This window comes from Mesonia aquimarina (assembly GCF_003667275.1).
In the GTDB taxonomy this organism is placed as follows: Bacteria; Bacteroidota; Bacteroidia; order Flavobacteriales; family Flavobacteriaceae; genus Mesonia; species Mesonia aquimarina.
Window position 1 is genome coordinate 104,518 of record NZ_RCNV01000009.1, and the last position, 23,564, is coordinate 128,081.

Sequence of the window (23,564 nt, forward strand, 5' to 3'; positions counted from 1 at the left end):
GCTAGTTGCAATTAGCAATGTTGCTTGCTGAGAAGGTAAGTTTTAAATTTTTACGACTCCTCGAAAGCCTCTTGAGGCATAATATGATTCTGCCCCGTTATGATAGATAAATACTTGCCCATAGCGGAAATCTCCAAAAATAGCTCCTCCTAATTTTCTAATACGTTCAGGGGTTTCCAGCCAACTGGATGTTTTCGTATCAAATTCATTTATCTCCTGTAATTTCCTGTACTGGGCTTCATTCATTAATTCAATTCCCATTTTCGAGGCGAGGTCTTTAACGCTGTCAGCGGGCTTAAATTTTTTTCGCGATTCTAAAGCTTGTCTGTCGTAACAAAGACTTCTCCTGTTTGTTGGACTTTCTTTAGAAAAATCACAGAAAATATATTCCTTATTACTTTTATTAAATTCCAATAAATTTGGCTCTCCCCCGGTCTTTTCCATTTCGTGAAGCGACCATAATTTATCCAACTGCTGCTCTAGCTTACTTCTTAAAGCTATCCAATTTAAATCCCCTAACCTATCTTGACTATTTTCAATTCTAGATTTTAAAACCTCAATTATTGATTCCGTTTCTTTTTCTGATAGATTTTTAATTGAAAACATAGTATATCAATTGTTAGTTTAATTAGTTATTTGCTGTTTTAAAATCAATAAGATAGGCTTGTAACGGAATGTCATTTTTTGTTCTAAAGTTATTTGAAACCAATAACTGATAACGCTTATTGGGCTCTAAATCTACCGAAATTGTCCAAGCCTTATGGTCTGCTGACCAAAACCTGCCGTTGATGTCATTTTTTGGAAAAGCCTCGGGGCCTAAATCTCCAAAATCAATGCCTGTATTGTGTCCATTAAGCGGTGCTGAAAACAGGATCGTGATTTGTTTTGTTGTCGGGTCAACATGCTGACTGTTGTTTTTAAATTCTTTTATTCCAACTACTTGAGGGCGCTTGTTTTCAAAATTTTGATAAAGCTCCTCTAAGGGAGCTGAAAAAAAGGCTGACTTTGCTACAAATTCTTCAATTTCAGCATCATTTGTAAAATCTAATTCGATCATTTTTGTAAGGGCTTCCTTCTTATTTTCTTCCTGTTGGTAATAATTTTCAGCCATTTGATAACCTATATAGTAGCCTAAATCTCTTACGCCAAACTCGTTGGGATAATCACTCCAAAACCATTTGGCTTGATTGTTAGGGTAGAACATTTCCGCCTCAAATTTAGCCCTTACTTTTTCGGCGTTTTCTTTCCCGTAGGTAATGGCAGGGGTTGCAGAAGCTACCTTCATGGCTAAGCTTGAAACAAACTCGGCTACACCTTCTCGTATGGCAATGGAAAGTAGGTTGTGCACCTGCGGATTTTGCTGGGTATGCACGTATTCGTGAAGGTTTAAAAGAACAATATCATCAATCGGGTTGCTGTTAAAATAAGTGCGCCTTCCATTTCTTATGTTTTCCGGAAATTCTTCAGAAATTGTGTTTTTATCTGCCATGGCTATTTCACTCCCTATAAGTACTAAACTGTCTAAAGTAGTTCCGCCGGTTCGTAAAGCCCCTATGGTAAAATATATTTTGGCGGGTTTGAGCGTAGGATAAAGTACACGCAATTTTTCAATTCCTGTTTCCAATTCCCTGCTAAATTGATCCGCTTTTAGAGTGTTTTCCTTCACCGAAGACCAAAACTTCGGATAATTATTGATAGCTGAAATATAATCTTGTGGCGTATAATTTCTCGCTTCTCTAATAGCTGCCAATCCCGGCGTTCCTTTTTGAAAATAAAGACTGTCCAGGTATTTATATTGTAAAATGGAATCTTGTGTCGAACGTATTTTATCGTAAGCTTTCCAAAAGTTTTGTATATCGGTGGTAACAATAGTTGAATGTTGTTTTTGGGATTGACAAGCTCCCAAAAGTATTGCAAAAGTCAAGAAGGCTAGAATTCTTTTCATGGCTTGCGATTTTTTTAGATTTATATAACTCCTCTGCCATCCCTGCTTCTATTTTCTTGAAGTAAGCTCATCGACGGACTCCCGCTCTCCACATAGAAAATAAAAATCACAGCACCTCAACCCGCATTTGGCATCTCAAATATACCAAAATTCCGGTTGAGAAAAGAGGGCGGTTTTTATTATCTATGGTATGGAGAGTCCCTTTTAATTTTCTTTAAAGAGCGCTTTCAGAAATTCAACTCGCTTATCTTCAGTCCAATTATCGGTTAACATTGAAAAGTTATAGGCATAATTGTTTTTTGCTCCATAGAGAAAAATCGTATTCACACGATAACCCACAGATAAAATGGTGTCCAGATTATAAACTATACGTTTTCTTTTAACTGATCTTTTTCCTTCTTTTTGAACTGGTAAGCTTTCCTTACAAGTTAGAGATAAATTTTCTATCAGTGCCTGGGAAAATCCCTGTGTTGCTCTAAAATTCTGACCACGAAAGCTTCATCTTCTGCCAGTGTAAAAAATATAATATGTGACTGATATTTAAAGCGGTATAAATCACGTGTAATGTATCCGGCTTTACGACTTAACTCTGGTCTGCTGGTCAGTACTTCAAGATTTCCCTCAAGTCCTTTAAGGTAAGTTTGTGCCTGCCTTATACCAAATTGTAATATTCCATACTCATAAATATCAGCAATATCCATTACCGCTTTAGTGGAAAGTTTATAGTTTGCCATTCTGGCTTAATCTTTTTTCTACACTCTCCATAATATCTGTTACCGATTGTGAGCTAACACCACTTTCAAAGCCTTCATCTATAGCAAGTTTTAATTTTGCAAGTTTATCATTTCTTCTTTGATCTTGTCTTACTAGATCCCGAATATACTCGCTATCATTGGTAAAATGACCTTCCTCAATCTGGGACTTAATCCATTTCTCTTGTTGCTCGGTAAAAGTAATTGATTTTCTTACTGTACTCATCACATTTCTATTTACGTAATACTATTGGTGCAATTTACAACTTTTTTGCATCACATCATAAATTATTTATAGTGCGTTCCAATAAAACGAATGTAGACCTTTTATGTTAGACCTCCCCCAATTTAAACCATTCTACGTTCCAGGATATCTTTCCACTTCTTCCAATTGGGCATAATCAAAGTTAGTGTATTGTAAAAAGCTTTGTTATGCTTTGGGAATACAAAATGACACATCTTGTGTACCATAACATAGTCAATACATTTTGAAGGTGCTTTTATGAGTTCCGGGTTGATCGTTATTATATCAATCGTATTACAACTTCCCCAACACTTGGCCATTCTTCTAATATCTATATGCTATTTTTCAATTTCGTGATAATCCAATATTTCTTCTATAAAGCAACGTCTTCAATAGTATTGTTACGCCACCAGTAATTTTCAAACTGAAGTCTGTCTTGCACCTGTGCCTTAGAAATTTTTTCAACCATTTTTAAGCTATTAAATACAAACAAATAGACAAAATTATTGCTCTTATTTTATCATTAAATTGCAATAAGAAAAATATCTATTGTTTTTTCTCTTAGCATGGCTTTATTAACATCGGTAGCCTATTTTTGGTAATAGGCGGATACTACCTTTTGCGCATTGTTAACGCGTGAACTCAGTGTTTGTATTTTTAACGCTGTATTTGCTTTTAACTTTAAACGATTTCATTTCTGATTGAATTGATGCACTGTCATTTTTCTTAATGCAAAATATAGCTCTTTTTTGCATCAAGAAGTTCACTAATGCAAAATATGGCTGTTTTTTGCACTAAGGCTTTGCTTAATGTAAATTATTACACTTTTTTACACAAAGCAATTAAGCGTTGCCCTAAAGTACTAACGTGCACTTAGCGTTTAACCTACTTTATTTTTTACGAAATTAATATGCCAAACTAAACGCTTAAACGAACCATTATCTAAAGCCCGTTGCCCTGTAAGCATACTGGTAAAAAAGAACGGATTATTTTTATAAGTATAGGTTCCTAATTCCTCATCCCAAATAAAATCATAGCCAATAAAATGAGTAGATTTTTGATCATTTTCCTCCTCGTGATAATCCCCTAAAAGATTTCTTGCTAAGGTATTGGTGACTACAAATATTCTAGGTTTATCCAAATCAATAATTTTATCTAATACTTCTTTCGTAATTTGGCATTGTTTGTAAATAAAATCTTTGCCTCTTTCTGTTTTTAATATCTTTTCAACTTTCTTCTGATTGGTTTCTCTATTATATAATATATCAATATGCCCCCAATCTAAATTAGTCTTTTTAGATACTTCAAAAAACTTTCTAAAATACCGATATTCCCCATTAGGGTCATTTGTGAGTGTATGAAACTCGCACTTAATATCATTTCTTTCTATTAATTTTTGTTCTGCTTTTTTATTGAGGGAAGGGTTTATCCCAATAAATAGTAGACCTTCCTCAGGCACTTGTGCAATGGAATGGGGTGAAAACCTACAAAACTCTTCTCCTTTAAATTCCTTCCATAGGCTATTCACTTTAGCTTCTACTGTTTCTCGAACATCTATCATGTTAAATTGCTTGTTTTATCAGGCTTAATATGTATTCTAACTTATCAGTATCCGTAATGATGGTATCGTAATCTCCATTTCCCCATTTTCCTTTTCCGGTAATATCGCGCATTATATTTTTAGGATCGTCTAATTCTCCTTTAGAGAGGTTTATATATAGTTTCAAGCCTTTTTTTAAGACAACTATATCGGTTATATTTTTCTTCTTTTTAAAAGCGATGTATTGTTTTTTGGGTTCTACTTCAATATCATCAGCTAAATTCAAAATAGCCTCTTTAAACGTCTCATAAAGTTCAATGATATCATCAGAATGTTTTGCAAGGTGATCTTCTTCCGTATAAACTTTTATTTCTTTATTAACGGCTTTTAATTTTTCATTTTGCTGAGTAATGGGTTTAATACTTTCGGCAGCTTTTCCTTTTCGAATTTGATTAATTGATAATAAGTTATTTTCGTATCGTTTCACTTCCCATAACTCAATAGCTATATCTTTAAAGTTGGTAGCTGTTTTTTGGTTTTCTGTAAAACTTGTAGAAACAAAAACGACTCTGGTTTGACTCCAGTCTACATCGGTACGTTTTAAATTAGGTTTTAAGGTTTCATTATATTCAATAATAAAATCTGCTTTGTTTTCAAGCATTAAACTTAAATAAGTAAAGCCTTGATCTACTACGCTTATATTTTTATTCCGTTTATATTCAATAATGATAAATGCCTTAGAAACAGGATCGTAAGCCAGTGTATCTATCCGCTTATTTTTAATGGAGAATTCAGATTTTACCAGTTGCAAGTCCATGATAGTCTCTAAATTAGACTCAAAAACCTCTTGAATTTCTTTCTCTAACTTAAAAGGCTTTTCTTTTATACTAGTCAATACTTGAGAGGTGGAATTTAAAAATAACTGCATTTAGAAATAGTTTTGAGGGATTGGGTGGCATAACTCTTTATTTACAACCTTCCGGCGCATTAAGGCCTTATCTGAAAAATGTCTTGAAATCTCCATTGTTTTCTCTAAAAAATCGTCTGATCCATCAGGTCTTTTGTAATAAAATACCTTTATAGATTTGCAATTTTTATGTTCAAAAATTTCTTTCAGCATTGTTCTGTCTGAAACACCACAAGAATGGCCGTAAATAAAGACCTGAAAATTAGCAGAATCAAGGAATTTAATTAAATGCTGGTAATTTTTAGTTTGAGAATATTTAAACGATTTTATATGTTCAAAAAAAGTATTTTTATTTAGATTTTCTATTCTTTGGTAATCTTTATCACTCTCATCTCCAAAACCAAATACAATAGGTGCATTTTTATTTCTAATTTGTCCGTGAATGGAATTCCATTGTGGAATGATTTCGCTCAAGTGATTCCAACTTTTTATGTTACGAGTTAAATTAAATAAAGACTTAGTGTAATTAAAATTAAGAAAATAAAGAACATCGGGTAATTTACCTTCACTTAACAAACTTTCATCTTCTAATTCATCCTTCCCTATTTCTCGGGTAAGTTGACTGCAAACAGTAGCTGCAAATTTCCGTTCTCCCTCTGGTAAATCATCAACTTCATATAGGTATAATTCCAGTTCCTTCGATAAAAAATCTAATTCATTATTAAGACGGTTTATATCTTCTTGTTTATTATTGATGCAGTTTTTAAGCTCCTGATAAAATAACGACTCGATATCAACCCAACCTAAATCATCACTATGTTTAATGATTTGATTAAGGAATTTAGATTTAATTTTATATTCGATCCCATATCTTTCCCATAAGTCCTTTATATCTTTAATTGATTCAATTTTAGATATTTCATTTTCATAAGAAACATTAGAATAATTATGCCGAATTCCTATCTCAAAAGTATCATTGTTAAGGTAACCGCCATTGAAGCTTCTTCTGTCACGGGTTACAGCTGCACTATTACTTAAAGTTAGAAAGAAATACTTTTTCAATAGCCAAAGTATAAAATCGTTGTATCCGGTTTTTAACCCAAGTGCAAGATCAAAACCATTCCCAACTAAAACAAGCCTATTGAATTCTGTTATTGTTTCTTTTTCCATAAATTAAAAATTCTCAACTATCTCAATTTCCTCTTGGTTAAACCGTATAACTCATAAACCATTTTTAGCAAAGTAGTTTATTGATGGATTTATATTTTGCCCCCCACCCCTTTAAACTTTTCTACAAAAGCTGATATTTTTTGAAATACAGTTTGCTTTTTGGTTAAATACTGAGGATTTAAAGGACTCATTTTTGGTAAAATAGAATTCAATTCTGTACCGTTTTCACTGGCGTATTCGCGTTTTAGTGAAGATAGCATATAGCGCTTCGCTGCGTCTTCATTTAAGTTATCGTCCTCTATTAATTCTTCGGCTTCTTTCTTTTGTTTCTTTTGAGCAAATTCAAAGAAAGCATCTATAATACTAGACTTGTCTTCTATTGCATCCAGGTCGGTAGAATTTATGAAATCTACGACTAAGCTTTCTTTGGCTCTATTCCCAATACTAGCACGAATTACGCGTCTTATTTCTTCTACTAAGTCTGCTTTACTTTTTGTTTTCTTATTATTCTCAAAAATCAATTCAAGAATATAGTCTAAGTTGATTTCTTGTGATTTTAATAAGTCTATTTCAAAAACTACATCATCCCAATCGATATTAGATTCTTCAGCCTCCTTACCTTGTTTTTCTCTTCTTAGCCAATCGCGAATATCGTTATAGGTAGAGCGATAGTCTTGGACGGTTCGTTCTTCCAGCACTTCAAGGCCTTGCATTTTTTCAATATCTACATCACTTAAGAAATTCTCCTCCTTAAACTCTTCAATTGCTTCTTTATCATCTTTATCTATTTTTTGGAGTTCTTGAAGGTGTGTAAATTCATCATAATTTTGCAAAATGTTTTCTACACGCAAGTATTCCCCAAAAAGTTTAGAAAATTCTTTTTTATCTTTTTCTGTTTCTATTTGATCTGGATTTGGGAACTTTTCATTCAACTCGTTTACAATTTCTATGTAACCGCGTCGCGCTTTGCCTGTGGCTATGTCTTCAAAGCCTTCTAAGTATTCTTTATAGCTTTTTTCTAAAACAACATTCTTTGTCTTACTATCACCAAATAGCGTAATCGCATCTACCGTAGCTTTTTCTAAATCTCTAAAGGTGACAATGTTTCCAAACGTTTTCGTGGCGTCGTAAATACGATTGGTACGTGAAAAGGCTTGCATTAAACCGTGGTAACGCAGGTTTTTATCAACGAATAATGTATTTAAAGTCGGTGCATCAAAACCGGTTAAGAACATCCCTACGACAATTAAAAAGTCGATATCCTGATTTTTTACTCTTTTGGCTAAATCACGATAATAGTTTTGAAATTCTTTGCTATCTACTCCAAAACTGGTTTTAAACATTTGGTTATAATCACCAATAGCTTTGGTTAAAAATTCCTTACCACTCATATCCATTGCAGCAGGCTCGAAGGTCTCATCCTGAATCTCACCTATTGCATTTTGTTCTTCATTGGCTGCAAAAGAAAAGATGGTTGCTATTTTTAAGGGCTTATCGCTCTCTTTTTGCAACTCATTCATCATTTCGTAATAGGACTTTGCTGCATCGATACTACTTACTGCAAACATTGCATTAAAACCGGTATTACCTCCTTTGGTTCTATGAGTTTTTTGCCTGAAATTATTTAAAATATATTGCGATATTTCTTTGATTCTTGTTGGATGTAATAATGCCTTTTTGTTTTCTGCGGCACTTAATTTATCTAAATCTTGTTCTGTTTCTATCCCTTTAAATTGAGGGCGAACATCGTTATAATCTACCTTGAATTTTAATACTTTTTCATCACGAATGGCATCGGTAATTACGTAGGAATGCAACTCCCTGCCGAATACGCCTGCCGTTGTATCTGCCCCTAACGCGTTTTCAGGAAAAATTGGTGTGCCGGTAAACCCAAATTGATAGTACTTTTTAAACTTCTTCTGTAAGTTTTTTTGAGCTTCTCCAAATTGTGATCTATGTGCTTCATCAAAAATAAAAACTACTTGCTTCTGGTATAAGGCTAAATTATTTTCACTTTTAATGAGGTTATTCAATTTTTGAATAGTAGTAACTATAATCTTATTATCGTCTTTCTCTATATTTCTTTTTAACCCGGCAGTATTTTCTGAACCGTTTACACTATCAGGAGAAAAACGTTGATACTCCTTCATTGTTTGAAAGTCTAAATCTTTCCGATCTACAACAAAAAATACTTTATCTATAAAATCTAATTCTGTTGCAAGCCGTGCTGCTTTAAAACTGGTAAGGGTTTTACCGGAGCCTGTTGTATGCCAAACATAACCACCACTTTCTGTAGTAGCCCATTTTTTAGCTTCATAGCTGCTTTTAATTTTCCATAAAATCCTTTCGGTTGCAGCAATTTGATAAGGACGCATTATCAATAAGGTGTTACTTATATCGAACACCGAATAATTAAGCAAAATATTGAGTAAGGTATTTTTCTCAAAAAAAGTAGCAGTAAAATCTTTTAAATCCCTGATGAGTGAATTGTCAGATTTTGCCCAATTCATCGTAAAGTCGAAACTGTTTTTATTTCGCTCTACGGTATTTGCAAAGTATCGGGTATCTGTACCGTTTGAAATTACAAAAAGCTGTAAATATTTAAACAGTGAATTTGTAGTATTAAAACTTTCTTTGGTATAGCGGTGTACCTGGTTAAAGGCTTCACGAATGGCAATACCTCTTTTTTTAAGTTCAATTTGTACGAAGGGTAAACCATTGACTAAAATCGTGACATCATAACGATTGGCGTGTGTGCCTTTTTGCTCAAATTGTGAAATGACTTGCACTTTATTACGCGTCATATTCTGTTTATCTACTAAATAGATATTTTGGATATGCCCATCGTCAAATACAAAATCATAGATATAGTCGTCGTGTACCTTTCTTGTTTTATCAGTACTATTATCGCTGGGTTTGTCTAGATACTCTACTACAAAACGCTGCCACTCTTTATCGGTAAATTGCATATCGTTTAGATTTTGCAATTGTACCCGCACATTGGCCAGCATTGATTGTTGATTAAGCTGCGGAAGCACTTCGTAGCCTTGATTTTTTAGATCTTGGATAATCTCTCTCTCTAAATCTGCTTCGGTTTGATAGCTTACAGGGGCTTCATTAACTTCTGAAAACTTTTTATACTTGTCTAAAACAATAAAGTTTTTTGACTCAGCTATGGGTTTATATTCTTTCATAAAATTATTTCTTCAGTATCGACATTAAACTGATATGTTGACGAAATTTCTTTTACAAGTCGTTTAAAAATAAGTTTATCGCCAGTGGTTACAATATTCGCCTCTTCTCCCGAGTGTTTAGAATGACTGGATGCGTTAAGTATCCGTTTTACGTAAGGTTCTTTATCTCCTAAATTTGTTTTTGTTATTAGGTTACCCCAATGTTTATGACCAAGAAAAGTAGCTGTTTTCTCTAGAATATTTCGAAGTAAATTGAAATGAAATTTTTCAATATTATTGGATAAAGCAACATCCTTTAAAATAGACAAAAGATGTGTATGGTAGGAAAATGGAGAATCGTTTTGATTGTTGGTAAGTTGAAGTGTACCATCATCAAACTTTTCTAATAAATATTTCTCCAGTTTAGGTTTATAGTTATAACGAGCGTCTTTGTTGTTAAGTTCGTTATATATCACATTATAAAATAACGGATTGTGAGTTGTAATAATAAATTTTATATCAGATTGGCAGGATTTTATTAAGGTTGCAATATTTACTGCTAGCTCAATTAAGTGCGTATCGTCTAATGAGCTTACTGGATCATCAATAAATACATATTCTAATTCATCAAACTGATCTGTTTCACGCTCATCAGGTTCTGGTGTGTTTAATACCTCAATCACCTGATCTAATAAGCTGTAGAATACACTCCAAATAAAACAACTCTCTTCTCCTTTTGAAATTTTTATATTTCTTAAACTATCATCATCACCACTTTCTATTGAAAAGGTTACTTCTGAATAGGCTTTTACCGTAACATTTTTATTTTCTCTATTCTTAAAGGTGTACTGTTCGTTAAAACGTGGGGTAATTTTTTTTGAGGAATAATATTGAAAATTATCGATAACGTCCACTCCTTTACCTTGATCTGCAAGTATCCAATCTGTAAAACGATTTGATTGTATTTTTAGCTTTCTGTCTAAATCTCCCTTTAAATCATTATCCCAATAAAATAGATCTTCTGTAAATGCATTATAATACATGATTTTAACTTTAGTCTCTTCTTCTTGATTCTCTTGATCTATTTCTTTAGGCGATACTAATTCCTTAAACTCTCGCGACAATCTGGTTTTACCAGTCCCATTAAAAGCATACATTAACTGAACCCTTTTTTGAGAATCTACAAGTTTTTGCGCTATTTGTTCTAAAGATTGACTCATCTTATACTTCTATATTTTCTTTTGGAAAGTCTAACAACATTGAACGATAGTATTCATATTGTTTTTTACGTAATTCTATTTCTTTAGGTAAGCCTTCGCTTATTGAAGTGGTAAGGGTATCAAATTTATCGAGAATAGAGACGATGCGTTCTTGTTCTTTTGGGGAAGGGATAGGAACTAGAAACTTTTTAAAACCGTTCATATCTACAGACGCGAAACTAGATTTTGTTGTATTATTTTTACACCATTCATCTAATAGAAAACTATAATAAAAAAGAAATTTTATATTAAATCTATTTTTATATTTTTTCTTTAGACTCAAATTAGTAAATCTTTGATTAGATAAATAAGGAACAGTGATTAAAGCATGTTCTCCAATAGTTGCAGAAGTAGCAATAATAATAGAATTAGCAGGAAACAACTTACCGCCTTTAACTCCTTTTTCATTAACCCTTTGAATAGAATTATCTAAAACTCTTCCATGTTCTCTAATATCTTCCATACGGAACCAAGGAATAGTACCATTTGTCCAATACTCTTTATTCTTTTTAGAAGGTGTATAACCATTTTTAACATTAAAAATATCCTCTAAAGTTTCCCATTCCACTTCCTCCTTATCAAAACTCAATAACTGGTCGCGATAATACTCAAACTGCTGTTTACGGGCGGTAAGCTCTGCGGTAAGCTCTGCGGTAAGCTCTGCGGTAAGCTCTGTAAACGTATCGAGAATATCAACTATTTTTTGTTGAATTTCTAGGGATTTTTTTGACTTATCGGGACAAGGGATGGGAATTTCCTTATTCGCATAATTACTAATCCATTGTCGTTTATGATCACCATCAACTAAACCACTTGGAATTGTGTTTAACCAATAATACAAATACTTTAATAAAGCTTTTGATTCATCTTTAGAGGTAATCATTTTCATTGCAGATGATTTCACTTTAAAATCAAAGTCTACCCACTTGTTAGCAGTCGTAAAATCATCAAAAATTATCACAGGATTTTCTGATGCCTTGTATATACCGTTGGTCTCATTAGTATATCCCAATAAAAATGTTTTACCTGCAGTTAATACAGGTGTTTTGTATTCGTCACTATAAAGTTTTGATTTTACGCGATATTTAGTTGGCTGTTCATAATCGGCATAATCACCCAAAGTTTTCCATTCAACCTCAACCCCATCCAATAATTTTTCTAGATAATTCATCCTTCAATCTCTTTTACGATGTTATCAATCTCAGCACGAAGAGTATCTATTTTTTTTACAGTTTGCGCAACTTTTTTATTCAGCACCTCGATATCTATTTCCTCTCGGGTGTCTTTTGGTTCTACATAAGAACTTACGGAAAGGTTATAATCGTTTTCTGCAATCTTTGAATTATCAATAGTCGTAGCTACGTGTGCTTCTTCCTCTTTGCTGTCGAACATCTCTATAATCCTATCGATATGTTTGTCTAGCAATACATTATTATTCGTTTCTTTTTTAAAGAAATCTTCTCCGCTTACATCTATAAATTGGGTTTTCGTATCGGTTTTTCTTTTAGAAAGCACCAAGATATTTACCGCGATAGAAGTCCCAAAAAACAAGTTAGGCGCTAACGAAATGACGGTTTCTACAAAGTTGTTATCAACCAAGTATTTTCTAATTTTTTGTTCTGACCCGCCACGGTAAAAAATACCCGGAAAACAAACCAAAGCTGCTCTTCCTCGACTGGACAAATAACTTAAAGCGTGTAGAACAAAAGCAAAATCTGCCTTCGATTTAGGTGCTAAAACACCAGCCGGAGCAAAACGGTCATCGTTAATCATTGTTGGATCGTCCTTACCAATCCATTTTACCGAGTATGGCGGATTGGAAACAATGGCATCAAAAGGTTTTTCATCACCCAATTCAGGAGCTACCAGCGTGTCACCGTGTACTAAATGAAACTTGTCGTAGTTGATGTTATGTAAAAACATATTCATACGTGCCAAGTTGTAGGTGGTGTAGTTAATTTCTTGTCCGTAGAAACCTTCTTGTATAATATGATTTTTAAAATAGGTTTTCGCTTGTAGCAATAACGAACCAGATCCAGCCGCAGGATCATAAATTTTATTTACGGTCTCTTGTCTATGCAATGCTAATTTAGCGATAAGGTGAGATACATTGGGAGGCGTGAAAAATTCCCCTCCAGATTTACCTGCATTGGCGGCGTAGTTAGAAATCAAAAATTCATAAGCTTCCCCAAAAAAATCGATTTTATTATCTTCAAAACTACCAAACTTTAAACCGTCAACACCTTTGAGGACTTTAGCCAATCGGCTGTTTTTACTTTCAACCGTACTTCCCAGTCGGCTGCTCGTGGTATCAAAATCCGCAAACAAGCCTCTGATATCTTCTTCTGAAGGAAAACCGTTGGCAGAACTTTCGATTGCAGAAAATATAGCTGCTAAATCTGTATTTAAGTTTTCATTAGAATTAGCCTCTTTAACTACATTTATAAAAAGTTGGCTTGGATATATAAAATAACCTTTCGTTTTTACGGCATCTTCTTTAATCTCCGGCGTAATTACATCATCTGATAAACTAGCATAATCTATACTTTCGTCTCCACCCTCAATGTAAATGGTAAAATTTTCGCTGATGAATCGATAGAAAAGCGTTCCTAAAACGAAGTGTTTGAAATCCCACCCATCTACTGAACCTCTAACTTCATTTGCTATTTTCCAGATTTGGCTCTTTAATTCGGCACTTTGTGCTGTACTTGTCATTTATTGATTTTATGTGTTTTGCTCCACGTAACGGAACTATTTTTGAACTGAACATCCTGTAAATCTTTCCTAGCTTAAAAACTAACCTAGATTTTTTCTTAATAAAAGCCTAAATATAGGAAAAGTATAGGGTTATGCTATGATTTACCATTGGATTTTGTAGAATTATTGAAAAAATTTAAGTCAAAAATTATATACTATTTATATTTAATTTTTAAACATAATATTTAGTTTTTTATTGACCCAACCAATATATACTAAAAAGAATGATTTCTTGGTTACCACAATGTGCGAGATCAAGAACGTGTGGTATGAGGTTATGATTGGAATTGTTGGGTAAATTAATTATTTTGTTTCTAAAGGTGCTAGCTATTGGAGGTAAACCGATGTTGTGGAATCTTACCCTACTTAATCATTTTCTTATGATGTTCCTCATAACCCGCAATCTTAAATAGTTCCTCAAATCCATCTTTAAAATCATCATAATCAAATTCTTTAAAGTCAAATATATTTTGTCCTAAAGAATGGGATTCCCTGTTTATATACCTGTAAAAAGCTTGAAATCTGTTTGAATTAAGTGGCTCTTGTTTAAAGAAGTTGTTCAAATCTTTCTTCTCAACAAAATTGAAAAAATATTCAATTACATTTCTCATACAATTCGCAATTAAAGCTGGGTGTTGCTTTTCATCTTTAATTATATACCAATATGCTTGATAATCATTTTGTATTTCTTCATATCTCATTCTTTGAAAAGAGCTACCATCACCATTCTTTATTAATCTAATTAGTTTCTGATTTTCTTTTCGTTCTTGGTGTTTGGTTTCGGTAATCTCGTAGAAAAAATATAAGCTATGAGTTAGAATGAAAACTTACTCATAATTGTAATTCCAATTTACAATTCGTTCTCCCGTGTCTGGATTTTTTTTATTTTCTTTTTTTCCAAAAAACTCATTTTTTATTAATCTGCCGATATTAAAAACATAAATATGAGAAAGACTGGAAATTGGATCATCAATAACTATAATCTTCTTTTTTCCAGTTTCTGTAACTTCCTGTTTTCCTTTACACATCTCAATAAAATACAAGAAACTGATAATCATTTTTTCTCCTTCGCTTAAGGAACGGAAAACCTTTTCTTCATTATCTTCTCGGACTATTTTGTATAAATTTTCAGAATGAGGTTCAATTTTAAAATCATTTATTCCTAAATCAATTAAACCGTCATTTATACTTTTAATTGCTTCTTTAATATTGACAGTTTGTTTTTGTTGTTCTGAAATAATATTTCTTTGCTCAGAAATTTTATCATCTAAAGCTTCAATTGAATCGGTTAATTTATCCGATTTAATTTTTGAATTATTTTTTTCTTTATTATAGGATTCAATGGTTTGGTCATAATCCCATCTCATATTCTCCCAAAATTGACTTTTTATTTTTGATCTAACTTTTGTTTTCTGGTCAATATTCTTATTATGTTCTAAAATTGAGGTATTGATTTGATCTACGAGTTCATTAAAATCTTGTGTAGCTTTTACCGAACTATCTAAGGCAATGGCAACACTCGGAGTTTTTATTTTAGACTCTATTTTCTCTTTATTTGATTCAACTATTTTCGTTAATCTGGCATATATAATTTCAAAGTCTTGTTTAAAGTCTTCGAATTTTGGATTTGTTTCATATATACTTTTATCTGGAATTGTCTTGATAGCATTAGAGTACTCATCTAAATAGGCTTTAAGTGAATTAAGATCAGATTCGTATGATTCATCAAAGTAACCTTGAATATTCTTTATCAGCTCATTGGTAATGCTTTTTTCTTGACAAAACGGACAATTTTGATTTTCTTCTAAAGGAGGATTGGGTAAGTATTCCAAACCATCTTTAACCCAATCAGAATTACCTAGCTTAGTGATTAATTCCGATACGCTACTATTTTCATTACCAACAATTGCCTTGCTAAATAATTCTTTTGATTCAATACCAGATGATGAAAAATTTATTTTTGGGACGTGAGTATATTTTTGAGCATTTTCACCAGAAATTGATTGTACTTCATCTTTAAGGTTTTCAATTGTTTTACTTGGCTTTGTAGTTGGTTTTGATATGGATTCTATATGACTAAATAACTTATCTTTTGATCCTTTATGTCCTTCTAAGCAAAATTCAAGTACCCGATCACCTCCGCTGTAATCAGTCTTAATTTTCCAAACAGTATTTTTTGCGTTATCAAGTTTATTATCTAACGATTTTTTTTCCTTTCCTAAATCTTCAATCTTTTTTTCTTTTACTTTATCAAGTTCATTAATTTCTTTTTCAGCTTCAGCTATTTTTATTTCGGCCTCCTTATTTTCTTTTGATAAAGTGAAAATACCTTTGAGATTTTCAGATTCGAAAAAGCTCTCTTGTATGAAAGTTTGGTTATATACAAGTATTTCGTGATTATCATCTAAACCCTCAACGGAACAATTTTTAAATTTCTCAAGATCTCTTTTGAGCAGATAATTTGATAATGTGCTTTTACCCGTTCCATTTAAACCGTAAATCAGATTTACCTTCTTATCCGTTTCTAATATCGCTTGACTTTTATAGCTCGCTACTTTATTTAAATTTATCTTACTTATCAATTCTTCAGTTTTTTATGAAACGATAGTTTTCTGGGGTATGGCGCACACCGTGTTTACATATAGTTTATTGCGTGTTTTAAGCACCTAATTTAGCAAATACAAACCAAATAGAAAATCCGCGAGGATTTTCGTAAGTAGGCTTGCACTAGCAATAAATTATATGCGGTATTGCAAACTGGCTTTTAATTTATTTCTTATCCTAAATTTCCTTTTCGAGATTCCCATTTCCTTTTTTCTTCCTCAAAGTTTTCTTCCTTAATTCGTAGATTTGAAAATTCTATTACTGGTTTTAAAAAAATTCTTGCTCTACTAAATCTGTAGCTTTGTTCTACACTAAAACCATTTTCAATGTAATCTTCAGGCTCCATAAATTCCAATTCATCTTCTTGGATTTTAGAAATTCTTTCAATGACGCCCATTTTTACAAATCCAATATTAACAAAAAATAAATTTTTTAAGTCGTTTAATTCTTCAATCTCTAAATTTGATTTGAAAATTAACCTTTGTAAAACTTCTACGGTATTATAAATATTTTGTGCAAATTCAGTGATATTTGATTCGTTAGGATTGTATAATTTTAGTAATTTGATTATAGCAGTTTTCTTTTCTTTTTTAAATTGTTCATCTGATTTATCAATACCTTGATAAACTTCATATAAGTTTTTATCAAGAAAAGTAATAGCTTCGTCTCCTTTCAACTTTTCCATATTAGTATCAAAGTTGAAATTCTCAATATATTTTTCAAATCTATTGAGTTGATTATAAACTAGACTAGTCGTTCTATTCATTAAAAACTCTTTGCGAGTTTCTTTCATTTCGTTTCTTTGTAATTCTAATTCAACTCGTTGATTTTGTAATTCCTGCTTTTGAATTAAAATTGTGACAATTACTCCAGCTAGAGCAAGACCTGAAAACAAAGCATTAAGTGCTCCATATGTGTCGCCAAAAGTTCCGCTTTTCGTCCAATCTGAGAAAAAATAATTTACGCCAAAAGGATATCCAATAGATATAATTATTAATAAAATTGCTATTAGAGTAAAATTCTTTAAATGATTTTCTTTTTTGCTCATAATTTATATAGAATCCTTACTTTTTTTCAGCCTGTTGGCAATGTCTCCTCCGGCTATGAGTAGTTGCGTGGATTAGCACTGAACTTTGCAAATACACGCCAAACTGAAAATCCTCAAGTATTTTCTGAAGTAAGCGATATATAGCAATTACTTATAGTTGTGTCTAGTTATTTTATTATATCTTTTATTTCTTCAATCCAACCTAATGTTTTATTTATATCAGAGTTTTCAGTTATTTCTATATATTTTTCAGCAAAAACTATTTTGTTGTTGCCATAATTTTTATTAAAAAAAGCTTTCAAAATATCTTTTTCGGAATCCTTTAAATCTAATGCGTTTTTAGAATAGATAGATTCTTCTCTTATACTTTCAGGTTTAATTAATCGTTTTAATTCTTCATTGTCATTTGACAGATGTTTTAAAGCTTCTATGTAATGAGTTGAGTCTAATGAATCTTCTATTGTTGTTTCTGTAGTCAAATCAGAATTAATTTTGTGTAAAATTGTGTTATCGTTTTTATTAAATACTAACCTTTTAAAATACAGGTTTTTATTGTTAATGACGGTCTCTGCATCAACTCTATTTGCATCAGTGTCAATTAAACAAATTATTTTTCCTTTTTTGTCATAATCGGTATCTTTAAAAGGTCCCAATAAATAGTTATAAATTTTCATTACTTCTTCGTAACCTCCAACAGGTAGTATCCTTAGTTTTTGTTCTTGTATCTCTTTTTTAAAGTAATATTCAAAATATATTTTTTCTGATGAACCTTCACATATTATCCAATTATAAGGTTCTTCTTGAATTAAAGAAATAGTAATAGATTGTATTAAATCATTATAAGATTTAATACGATAATCTATTGATAAAGGTCCTCTAATTTTAGCTTTTTTATGTCTTTCTTTTTCTTGTTTTATAAATTCTCTAAAATTGCTTAAACTGAAAAAATCTGTTGTGATTTTATTGTCAGAATTTTTATTTATTGAAGTTGCCGTTCCTTCTGTTACGATTGGTAAAAAACCGTACCAATGAGTTGTAATTAAGATTTGATGATTTTCTCTAGCTATTTCAATTAACTTTTCGAATTGTTCGTAACAATTACTAATATGTAATGATGATTCAGGTTCGTCAATTGCTATTATTAGGTTAGAATCTCTATCCAAATTCTTTTTTAAGAAAGAATATGCTAAACCTATTAAAGCTTTTCTTTTTTCACCTGAACTTAGTTCATTTACAGATATTGTTTTTGTTGAACCAGGGATTTTTTTGTTAAGTTCTTTAATAGAAAAATAAGATTCAATTATTTTAGAAACTAAATCTGGCATTGTTAAGTTATTTTTATATTTACCCTTATAAGTATAGGTTTCTAAAACACTTTCAATGTCTTTTACAAATTTATCTAAATGTCCATTTATTTGATTAATAGTTTTTTGAGTAATTGCTTTTTCAATTTCTGATTGAACATTTTTGTCCATTAATTTTTGCATATCCTGTGTTTCTAACTTAGTATAAGTTTGAACATCAGTTTCTACAGGTATATATAAATACGAGTAATGTGAAATTATATATTCATAAAACCCATTAAAATATTCTTGCAATTCTGTTTCTTCATATTCTTTATGAGGTTTATCATTTATAAATGAAAGTTTCTTTTGATATGAACCAAAAAAACAACCACTACTTTTATATTTTCTTCCTACTAATAATAAAAAGTATTCATCAGGACTAAATTTTTCTTTAATTTTTTTTCTATGTTCATAAAAAGCTTCTAAAGATGCTCCCTTTGCCTTTTCATTTGTGCTCCATAAAAAATCTGATAAATTTTCAGCTTTTTTATATTGTTCTATATCTGCTTTTAAGGAATTACGTAATTTATTTTTAGGAATTAAAAAAATAGGAAGAATATAAGGACTATTATTTCCACTTATACCTTCGGATTTAGCCTCATAATTGATAGACCAATCAGTAAAAGGTCTTTTGTTAAAAAAACAATCAAAGGACTCTAAAATAGAACTTTTTCCTGCTCCATTTTCACCAAGAATACTTGAGAATTTTGTGCCGTCAGATAATGGTAAATAGTTAACTCCTTTATATATCTTATAATGTCTTATTATTAGTGATATTATCATTTATTATTTCTGTTTCTAATTAGGCACAATAGGTTATATTGTAACAAATATTCCGTTTTATAATAATTATTCCAAGATGATTTTTTGTTATGGTTGTAGTAAAGAAAGAATGAGTTTCTAAGCCAATTCAAGAATTATAGAAAGTATAATTCTAACTCTATTTGTTCGGCAACTCAATATCCTTACAAACTTTTTTAAAAAGAAAACCGGGATCCTCATCTACAGCTAACGCAATTAAATATAACTCTCTAACTCTTAATTGAGTGCTTGGATTATTCGCCAATTCACTCAACCGAGTTTTGCTAATTCCTGTTTTACGAGAAACATCTGATCTATTAATAGATTTTTTAGCAAAATAGAGCCCTAGTTCAGTCATCAATTTATCTTCTTTTCAATACATAAAGTTAGGCTTTAAGTTAAAGTTTTCCGATTATCTAAACTTTTACTTGTGATTTTATCTTTTAATCAATACATTTATTCCGAATTTAAGAACATATTATCATAATAAATAAAATATTATTTTAACTGATAAACACAATATCCCATTTCACACCCTCATTTCTGCTTTAAAAAAAGCTAAAAATGCGCGTTAAAGCCCGAAATCTTATGCAAACCCAAGACTTCCAAAACCTAAAACAAGGTAAGCCCATCGCTTTAGAACACCTCTATCAACAATACAGTCGCATGCTTTTTTGGTTGGGCAAGGAATTGATACGGGATGAGTTCGTGATTGAAACCTTGGTACAAGAAAGTTTTTTAACCCTATGGAAACATCGGGATACGCTAGAAACCCCACAGCACATCTTCTTTTTCCTGCGCTATGTCATGAAACGGGAATGCACCTATTATTACTGTCGGCCCAAAAATAAGTTTAACCGTTCCATCAACCGACTCAGTTTTTACGGCAACTATGAAGATTATATGCTAGGGCACGATCCGGTGGCGGAGGAAGATGAACATTTATTGGAACAAGAAGCTACCCAACGAGCCTTTGAACAGGTTAAAAACGTACTCCCCTACTTGAGTGCCGAGCGAAGTCGGCTGATCGAACTTTGCATTACCTATGGCTTTCAGTATAAAGCCATTGCCGAGGTGATGGGAAAAGGAATTACCCAAACCGCCAATGAGGTAAAACGTGCCATTGCCGAACTCAAAAGCATCCTGCGGCAAGACAATGCCCTTGAACCGGAAAAGCCCCAAAAGGCGCTAAAGCTACAAGGCAAAATGACCGAGGAACAAGCCAAGGTGTTTCAATTGCGTTGTGAAGAGGCCTATTCCTTTGCCCGTATCGCGGAAGAATTAAACTGCTCTCAAAAAGAAGCGCAACAGGAGTTTATGACCGCCTATAGCTTTATGCAGCAACAGCACGAACAACAAACAAACTCCCTCGGGGCAAGCCTCCAAGGCATTCGTTAGAAACAAATTTTCAATTTCAAGGCAAGCCTCGGGGAGTAATCCCGTTGGCGGTGCCAAAAACCGGTATCTAAGATGAAAAAGAATACGATCAAACTCACCCGAAAAATACAAGTGGTAGTCGATCTCCCCACAGCGGAAGAACGCAAAGAAGCCATCGGAAAACTATACGACTGGCAAGATCGCGCGTATAGAACAGCAAACCTGATGGCTTCGCACCTCTATGTACAGGAAATGATAAAAGAATTCTTTTACCTATCGGAAGGGATACAATACAAACTAGTCGATGAACAAAAAGAACCAAACGGCATCTTACAAACCTCCCGGATGAATACCATCTATCAGGTCACCTCCAAACGTTTTAAAGGCAAGATGCCCACCAACATTATTTCCTGCTTAAAGGCGACTATGTACAGTAATTTTAAAAAGAACCGTGATGCTTATTGGCGGGGCGAAAGTTCCTTGATGAACTTTAAACGGGATATGCCTTTTCCTTTTACCACCGAAGGCATGAGCAAACTGGTCTATGACAACGAAAAGAAAGCCTTTTGCTTTCGCTTGTTTAAGATTCCATTAAAAACCTATTTAGGCAGGGATCATAGCGATAAGTGGAAACTGTTGCAGCGTGTCACCCGAGGTGAACTCAAGTTATGCACCTCCCATTTACAGCTGAAAGACGGAAAAACCTTCTGGCTAGCGGTATTCGAATTGGAAAAAGAAAAGCATGCCTTAAAACCAGGAGTGGTAGCGGAAGTTTCACTTTCGTTGGAATATCCCCTCGTGCTTAAAGTCGGAACAAAACGTTTTCCCATCGGTACCAAAGAAGAGTTTTTACACCGAAGACTTGCCATACAAGCCGCTCGAAAACGCGCACAGGTAGGCGTGACTTATGCCAAATCAGGCAAAGGACGCAAACGGAAATTAAAAGCTTTAGAAAGCTACCGGCAAATGGAACGGAACTATATCAAAAATCGCTTACACGTCTATAGCCGGCGATTAATCGATTTCTGCGTTCAACAACAAGCAGGAACATTAATGCTGATGAATCAAGAAGATAAAATCGGCATCGCCAAGGAAGAAGAATTTGTATTTCGAAATTGGAGCTATTACGAATTAATCACCAAGATAAAATACAAAGCCAACAAAGCGGGGATTGAAGTGATTGTTGGGTAGTGAGAAGTGAGTAATGAGTAATTAGTAGTTAATGAGGAATAAAATGCTAAATTTTGAATTTTAAATTTTAAATATTCATAAAAAACCACAATGAAGTACCGTCACCCTGAACTTGATTCAGGGTCTCATCCTCAAGATATTGTTTTTTCAGTATAGTAGAAACTCTTGAATTTGAAATTCGAAATTAAAAATTTGAAATAACCGAGGGTGCTTGCACACCCGTAAGGTGAGGTAACAATTACACTCACTAAGTATTTTAACATGCAACGCGTGGGCTCTTTTTTTTGTTTTAAGCAGTAGGCTGTAAGTCGTAAGCTTTATGATTAAAATTACTAAAGCCCCAAACTATAACATTAAACCTTCAACATTAGACATTAAACATTTTTAATCCCCGGCCTATCGAAAAAAGGATTAAAAATCAAGGAAGCAGCGAGGCGATGGGATGAAAATCTGTTTGAAACCGACCGAAAGGGAGGTTGAGTTATTTTCATTCGTGGCGGCGGGTTCCGTAGTATTTTTTTATGCTTTTTTCGTAAGCCTAGATCTTTTTGTTACTTTTTACAGCAATGGTAAAAAGTAAATAGCATTAGTTTCGTAAGCCTAGACTTTTTTGGTTCTTTTTTATCGTAACCGACCAGTGTAAGCAGAGAATTACGTTGGCAAAAAGTAAAAACAACTCATGGAAAAAGAATATATCACAAAAAGATACTTCGACTCCACTTCGTTCGCTCAGTATGACAACTTAAATTTTAAAGCTCTAGGCTTTATGCGATAAGTTTTAGACTATATACTTAAAGTTACTGAAAACCTAAATACAACATTAGACATTAAACCTTAAACATTCCAACCCCCGGCCTACAGAAAATAGCTCGTAAAATTTGAAGAGCCGGCTCCGTAAAATTTTAGGCTGTTTGAACGGAGTGAGTTCCTAAAATTTAGGAGGCAATCAATAAATTTAGAGCTAGTTTCTTAAGCCTAGACTTTTTTCTTAGTTTTTGCGGCAATGGCAAAAAGTAAAAACATGGTTTAAACCTAGCTCATTGATGAGATCCCGGATCAAGCCCGGGATGACAAATCGATTTTGAATTCAAATTTGTCAATTAGATTAATTTTTAAGAAATGTCATGGAATAAAAATTGTATCGAGAACAGTTACTGCCATCCAGAGCTCAACACAGTAAAGCGAAGGATCTTTCCGTTATGAAGAAGCAGATTTTTCGACTCCACTTCGTTCGCTCAAAATGACAACTTAAATTTAAAAATACAGTAGTTTCACCCTCCCCCGGCCTACAGAAAATAGCTCGTAAAATTTGAAGAGCCGGCTCCGTAAAATTTTAGGCTGTTTGAACGGAGAGAGTTCCTAAAATTTAGGAGGCAATCGATAAATTTAGAGCTAGTTTCTTAAGCCTAGACTTTTTTCTTAGTTTTTGCGGCAATGGCAAAAAGTAAAT

General features: G+C 32.8%; 17 protein-coding genes and 1 pseudogene. 2 read left to right on the forward strand and 16 right to left on the reverse strand.

Features of this window, described 5'->3' with window-relative positions:
- Positions 1 to 42: 42 nt before the first annotated feature.
- The 16 genes and pseudogenes from D9R05_RS11945 to D9R05_RS12025 form a co-directional block, all read right to left on the reverse strand.
- On the reverse strand, positions 43 to 606 hold the full coding sequence (locus D9R05_RS11945; protein ID WP_121667454.1) for a DUF4256 domain-containing protein: 564 nt from the start codon (positions 604 to 606) through the stop codon (positions 43 to 45).
- Between the two features lie 22 nt (positions 607 to 628).
- A complete protein-coding gene (locus D9R05_RS11950; RefSeq protein WP_121667455.1) occupies positions 629 to 1,945 on the reverse strand; it encodes a gliding motility protein GldB-related protein in 1,317 nt (438 codons plus the stop codon).
- Positions 1,946 to 2,391: 446 nt separating this feature from the next.
- Complete coding sequence (locus tag D9R05_RS11960) at positions 2,392 to 2,679, reverse strand: type II toxin-antitoxin system RelE/ParE family toxin (RefSeq protein WP_121667457.1); 288 nt, start codon at positions 2,677 to 2,679, stop codon at positions 2,392 to 2,394.
- Positions 2,666 to 2,923 carry a type II toxin-antitoxin system ParD family antitoxin gene (locus tag D9R05_RS11965; protein ID WP_121667458.1) on the reverse strand — a complete coding sequence of 86 codons (258 nt, stop codon included), beginning with the start codon at positions 2,921 to 2,923 and terminating at the stop codon, positions 2,666 to 2,668. Before D9R05_RS11965 ends, D9R05_RS11960 begins: the two co-directional genes overlap by 14 nt.
- Before the next feature lie 122 nt (positions 2,924 to 3,045).
- Positions 3,046 to 3,276 carry a M48 metallopeptidase family protein gene (locus D9R05_RS11970; RefSeq protein WP_317124600.1) on the reverse strand — a complete coding sequence of 77 codons (231 nt, stop codon included), beginning with the start codon at positions 3,274 to 3,276 and terminating at the stop codon, positions 3,046 to 3,048.
- Positions 3,277 to 3,821: 545 nt separating this feature from the next.
- The gene (locus D9R05_RS11975; protein ID WP_121667460.1) at positions 3,822 to 4,502 is read right to left on the reverse strand and encodes a hypothetical protein; all 681 of its coding nucleotides are present in this window, start codon (positions 4,500 to 4,502) and stop codon (positions 3,822 to 3,824) included.
- Between the two features lies 1 nt (position 4,503).
- Positions 4,504 to 5,409 (reverse strand): DUF5655 domain-containing protein, encoded by a 906-nt coding sequence (locus D9R05_RS11980; RefSeq protein WP_121667461.1) that lies wholly within the window; start codon positions 5,407 to 5,409, stop codon positions 4,504 to 4,506.
- Positions 5,410 to 6,558, reverse strand: coding sequence for an AbiH family protein (locus D9R05_RS11985; protein WP_121667462.1), 1,149 nt, complete (start codon positions 6,556 to 6,558; stop codon positions 5,410 to 5,412). It abuts the gene before it with no gap.
- A gap of 89 nt (positions 6,559 to 6,647) precedes the next feature.
- Complete coding sequence (locus D9R05_RS11990) at positions 6,648 to 9,752, reverse strand: type I restriction endonuclease subunit R (RefSeq protein WP_121667463.1); 3,105 nt, start codon at positions 9,750 to 9,752, stop codon at positions 6,648 to 6,650.
- Positions 9,749 to 10,951 carry an AAA family ATPase gene (locus tag D9R05_RS11995; RefSeq protein ID WP_121667464.1) on the reverse strand — a complete coding sequence of 401 codons (1,203 nt, stop codon included), beginning with the start codon at positions 10,949 to 10,951 and terminating at the stop codon, positions 9,749 to 9,751. Before D9R05_RS11995 ends, D9R05_RS11990 begins: the two co-directional genes overlap by 4 nt.
- Position 10,952: 1 nt before the next feature.
- A complete protein-coding gene (locus tag D9R05_RS12000) occupies positions 10,953 to 12,161 on the reverse strand; it encodes a restriction endonuclease subunit S (protein WP_121667465.1) in 1,209 nt (402 codons plus the stop codon).
- A complete protein-coding gene (locus D9R05_RS12005; protein ID WP_121667466.1) occupies positions 12,158 to 13,705 on the reverse strand; it encodes a type I restriction-modification system subunit M in 1,548 nt (515 codons plus the stop codon). Before D9R05_RS12005 ends, D9R05_RS12000 begins: the two co-directional genes overlap by 4 nt.
- Positions 13,706 to 14,109: 404 nt before the next feature.
- Positions 14,110 to 16,329 (reverse strand): annotated as a pseudogene (locus D9R05_RS12010) (AAA family ATPase).
- Positions 16,330 to 16,523: 194 nt separating this feature from the next.
- Positions 16,524 to 17,399, reverse strand: coding sequence for a hypothetical protein (locus tag D9R05_RS12015; protein WP_121667467.1), 876 nt, complete (start codon positions 17,397 to 17,399; stop codon positions 16,524 to 16,526).
- A gap of 167 nt (positions 17,400 to 17,566) precedes the next feature.
- Entirely contained in the window at positions 17,567 to 19,528 is a 1,962-nt protein-coding gene (locus D9R05_RS12020) for an AAA family ATPase (protein WP_121667468.1), read from the reverse strand.
- 157 nt (positions 19,529 to 19,685) lie between these two features.
- A complete protein-coding gene (locus tag D9R05_RS12025) occupies positions 19,686 to 19,904 on the reverse strand; it encodes a helix-turn-helix domain-containing protein (RefSeq protein WP_121667469.1) in 219 nt (72 codons plus the stop codon).
- Between the two features lie 206 nt (positions 19,905 to 20,110).
- Here D9R05_RS12025 and D9R05_RS12030 point away from each other — a divergent pair, with 206 nt between their 5' ends.
- Positions 20,111 to 20,944, forward strand: coding sequence for an RNA polymerase sigma factor (locus tag D9R05_RS12030; protein ID WP_240463046.1), 834 nt, complete (start codon positions 20,111 to 20,113; stop codon positions 20,942 to 20,944).
- Between the two features lie 72 nt (positions 20,945 to 21,016).
- Positions 21,017 to 22,114 carry a transposase gene (locus tag D9R05_RS12035; RefSeq protein ID WP_121667470.1) on the forward strand — a complete coding sequence of 366 codons (1,098 nt, stop codon included), beginning with the start codon at positions 21,017 to 21,019 and terminating at the stop codon, positions 22,112 to 22,114.
- Positions 22,115 to 23,564 lie beyond the last annotated feature (1,450 nt).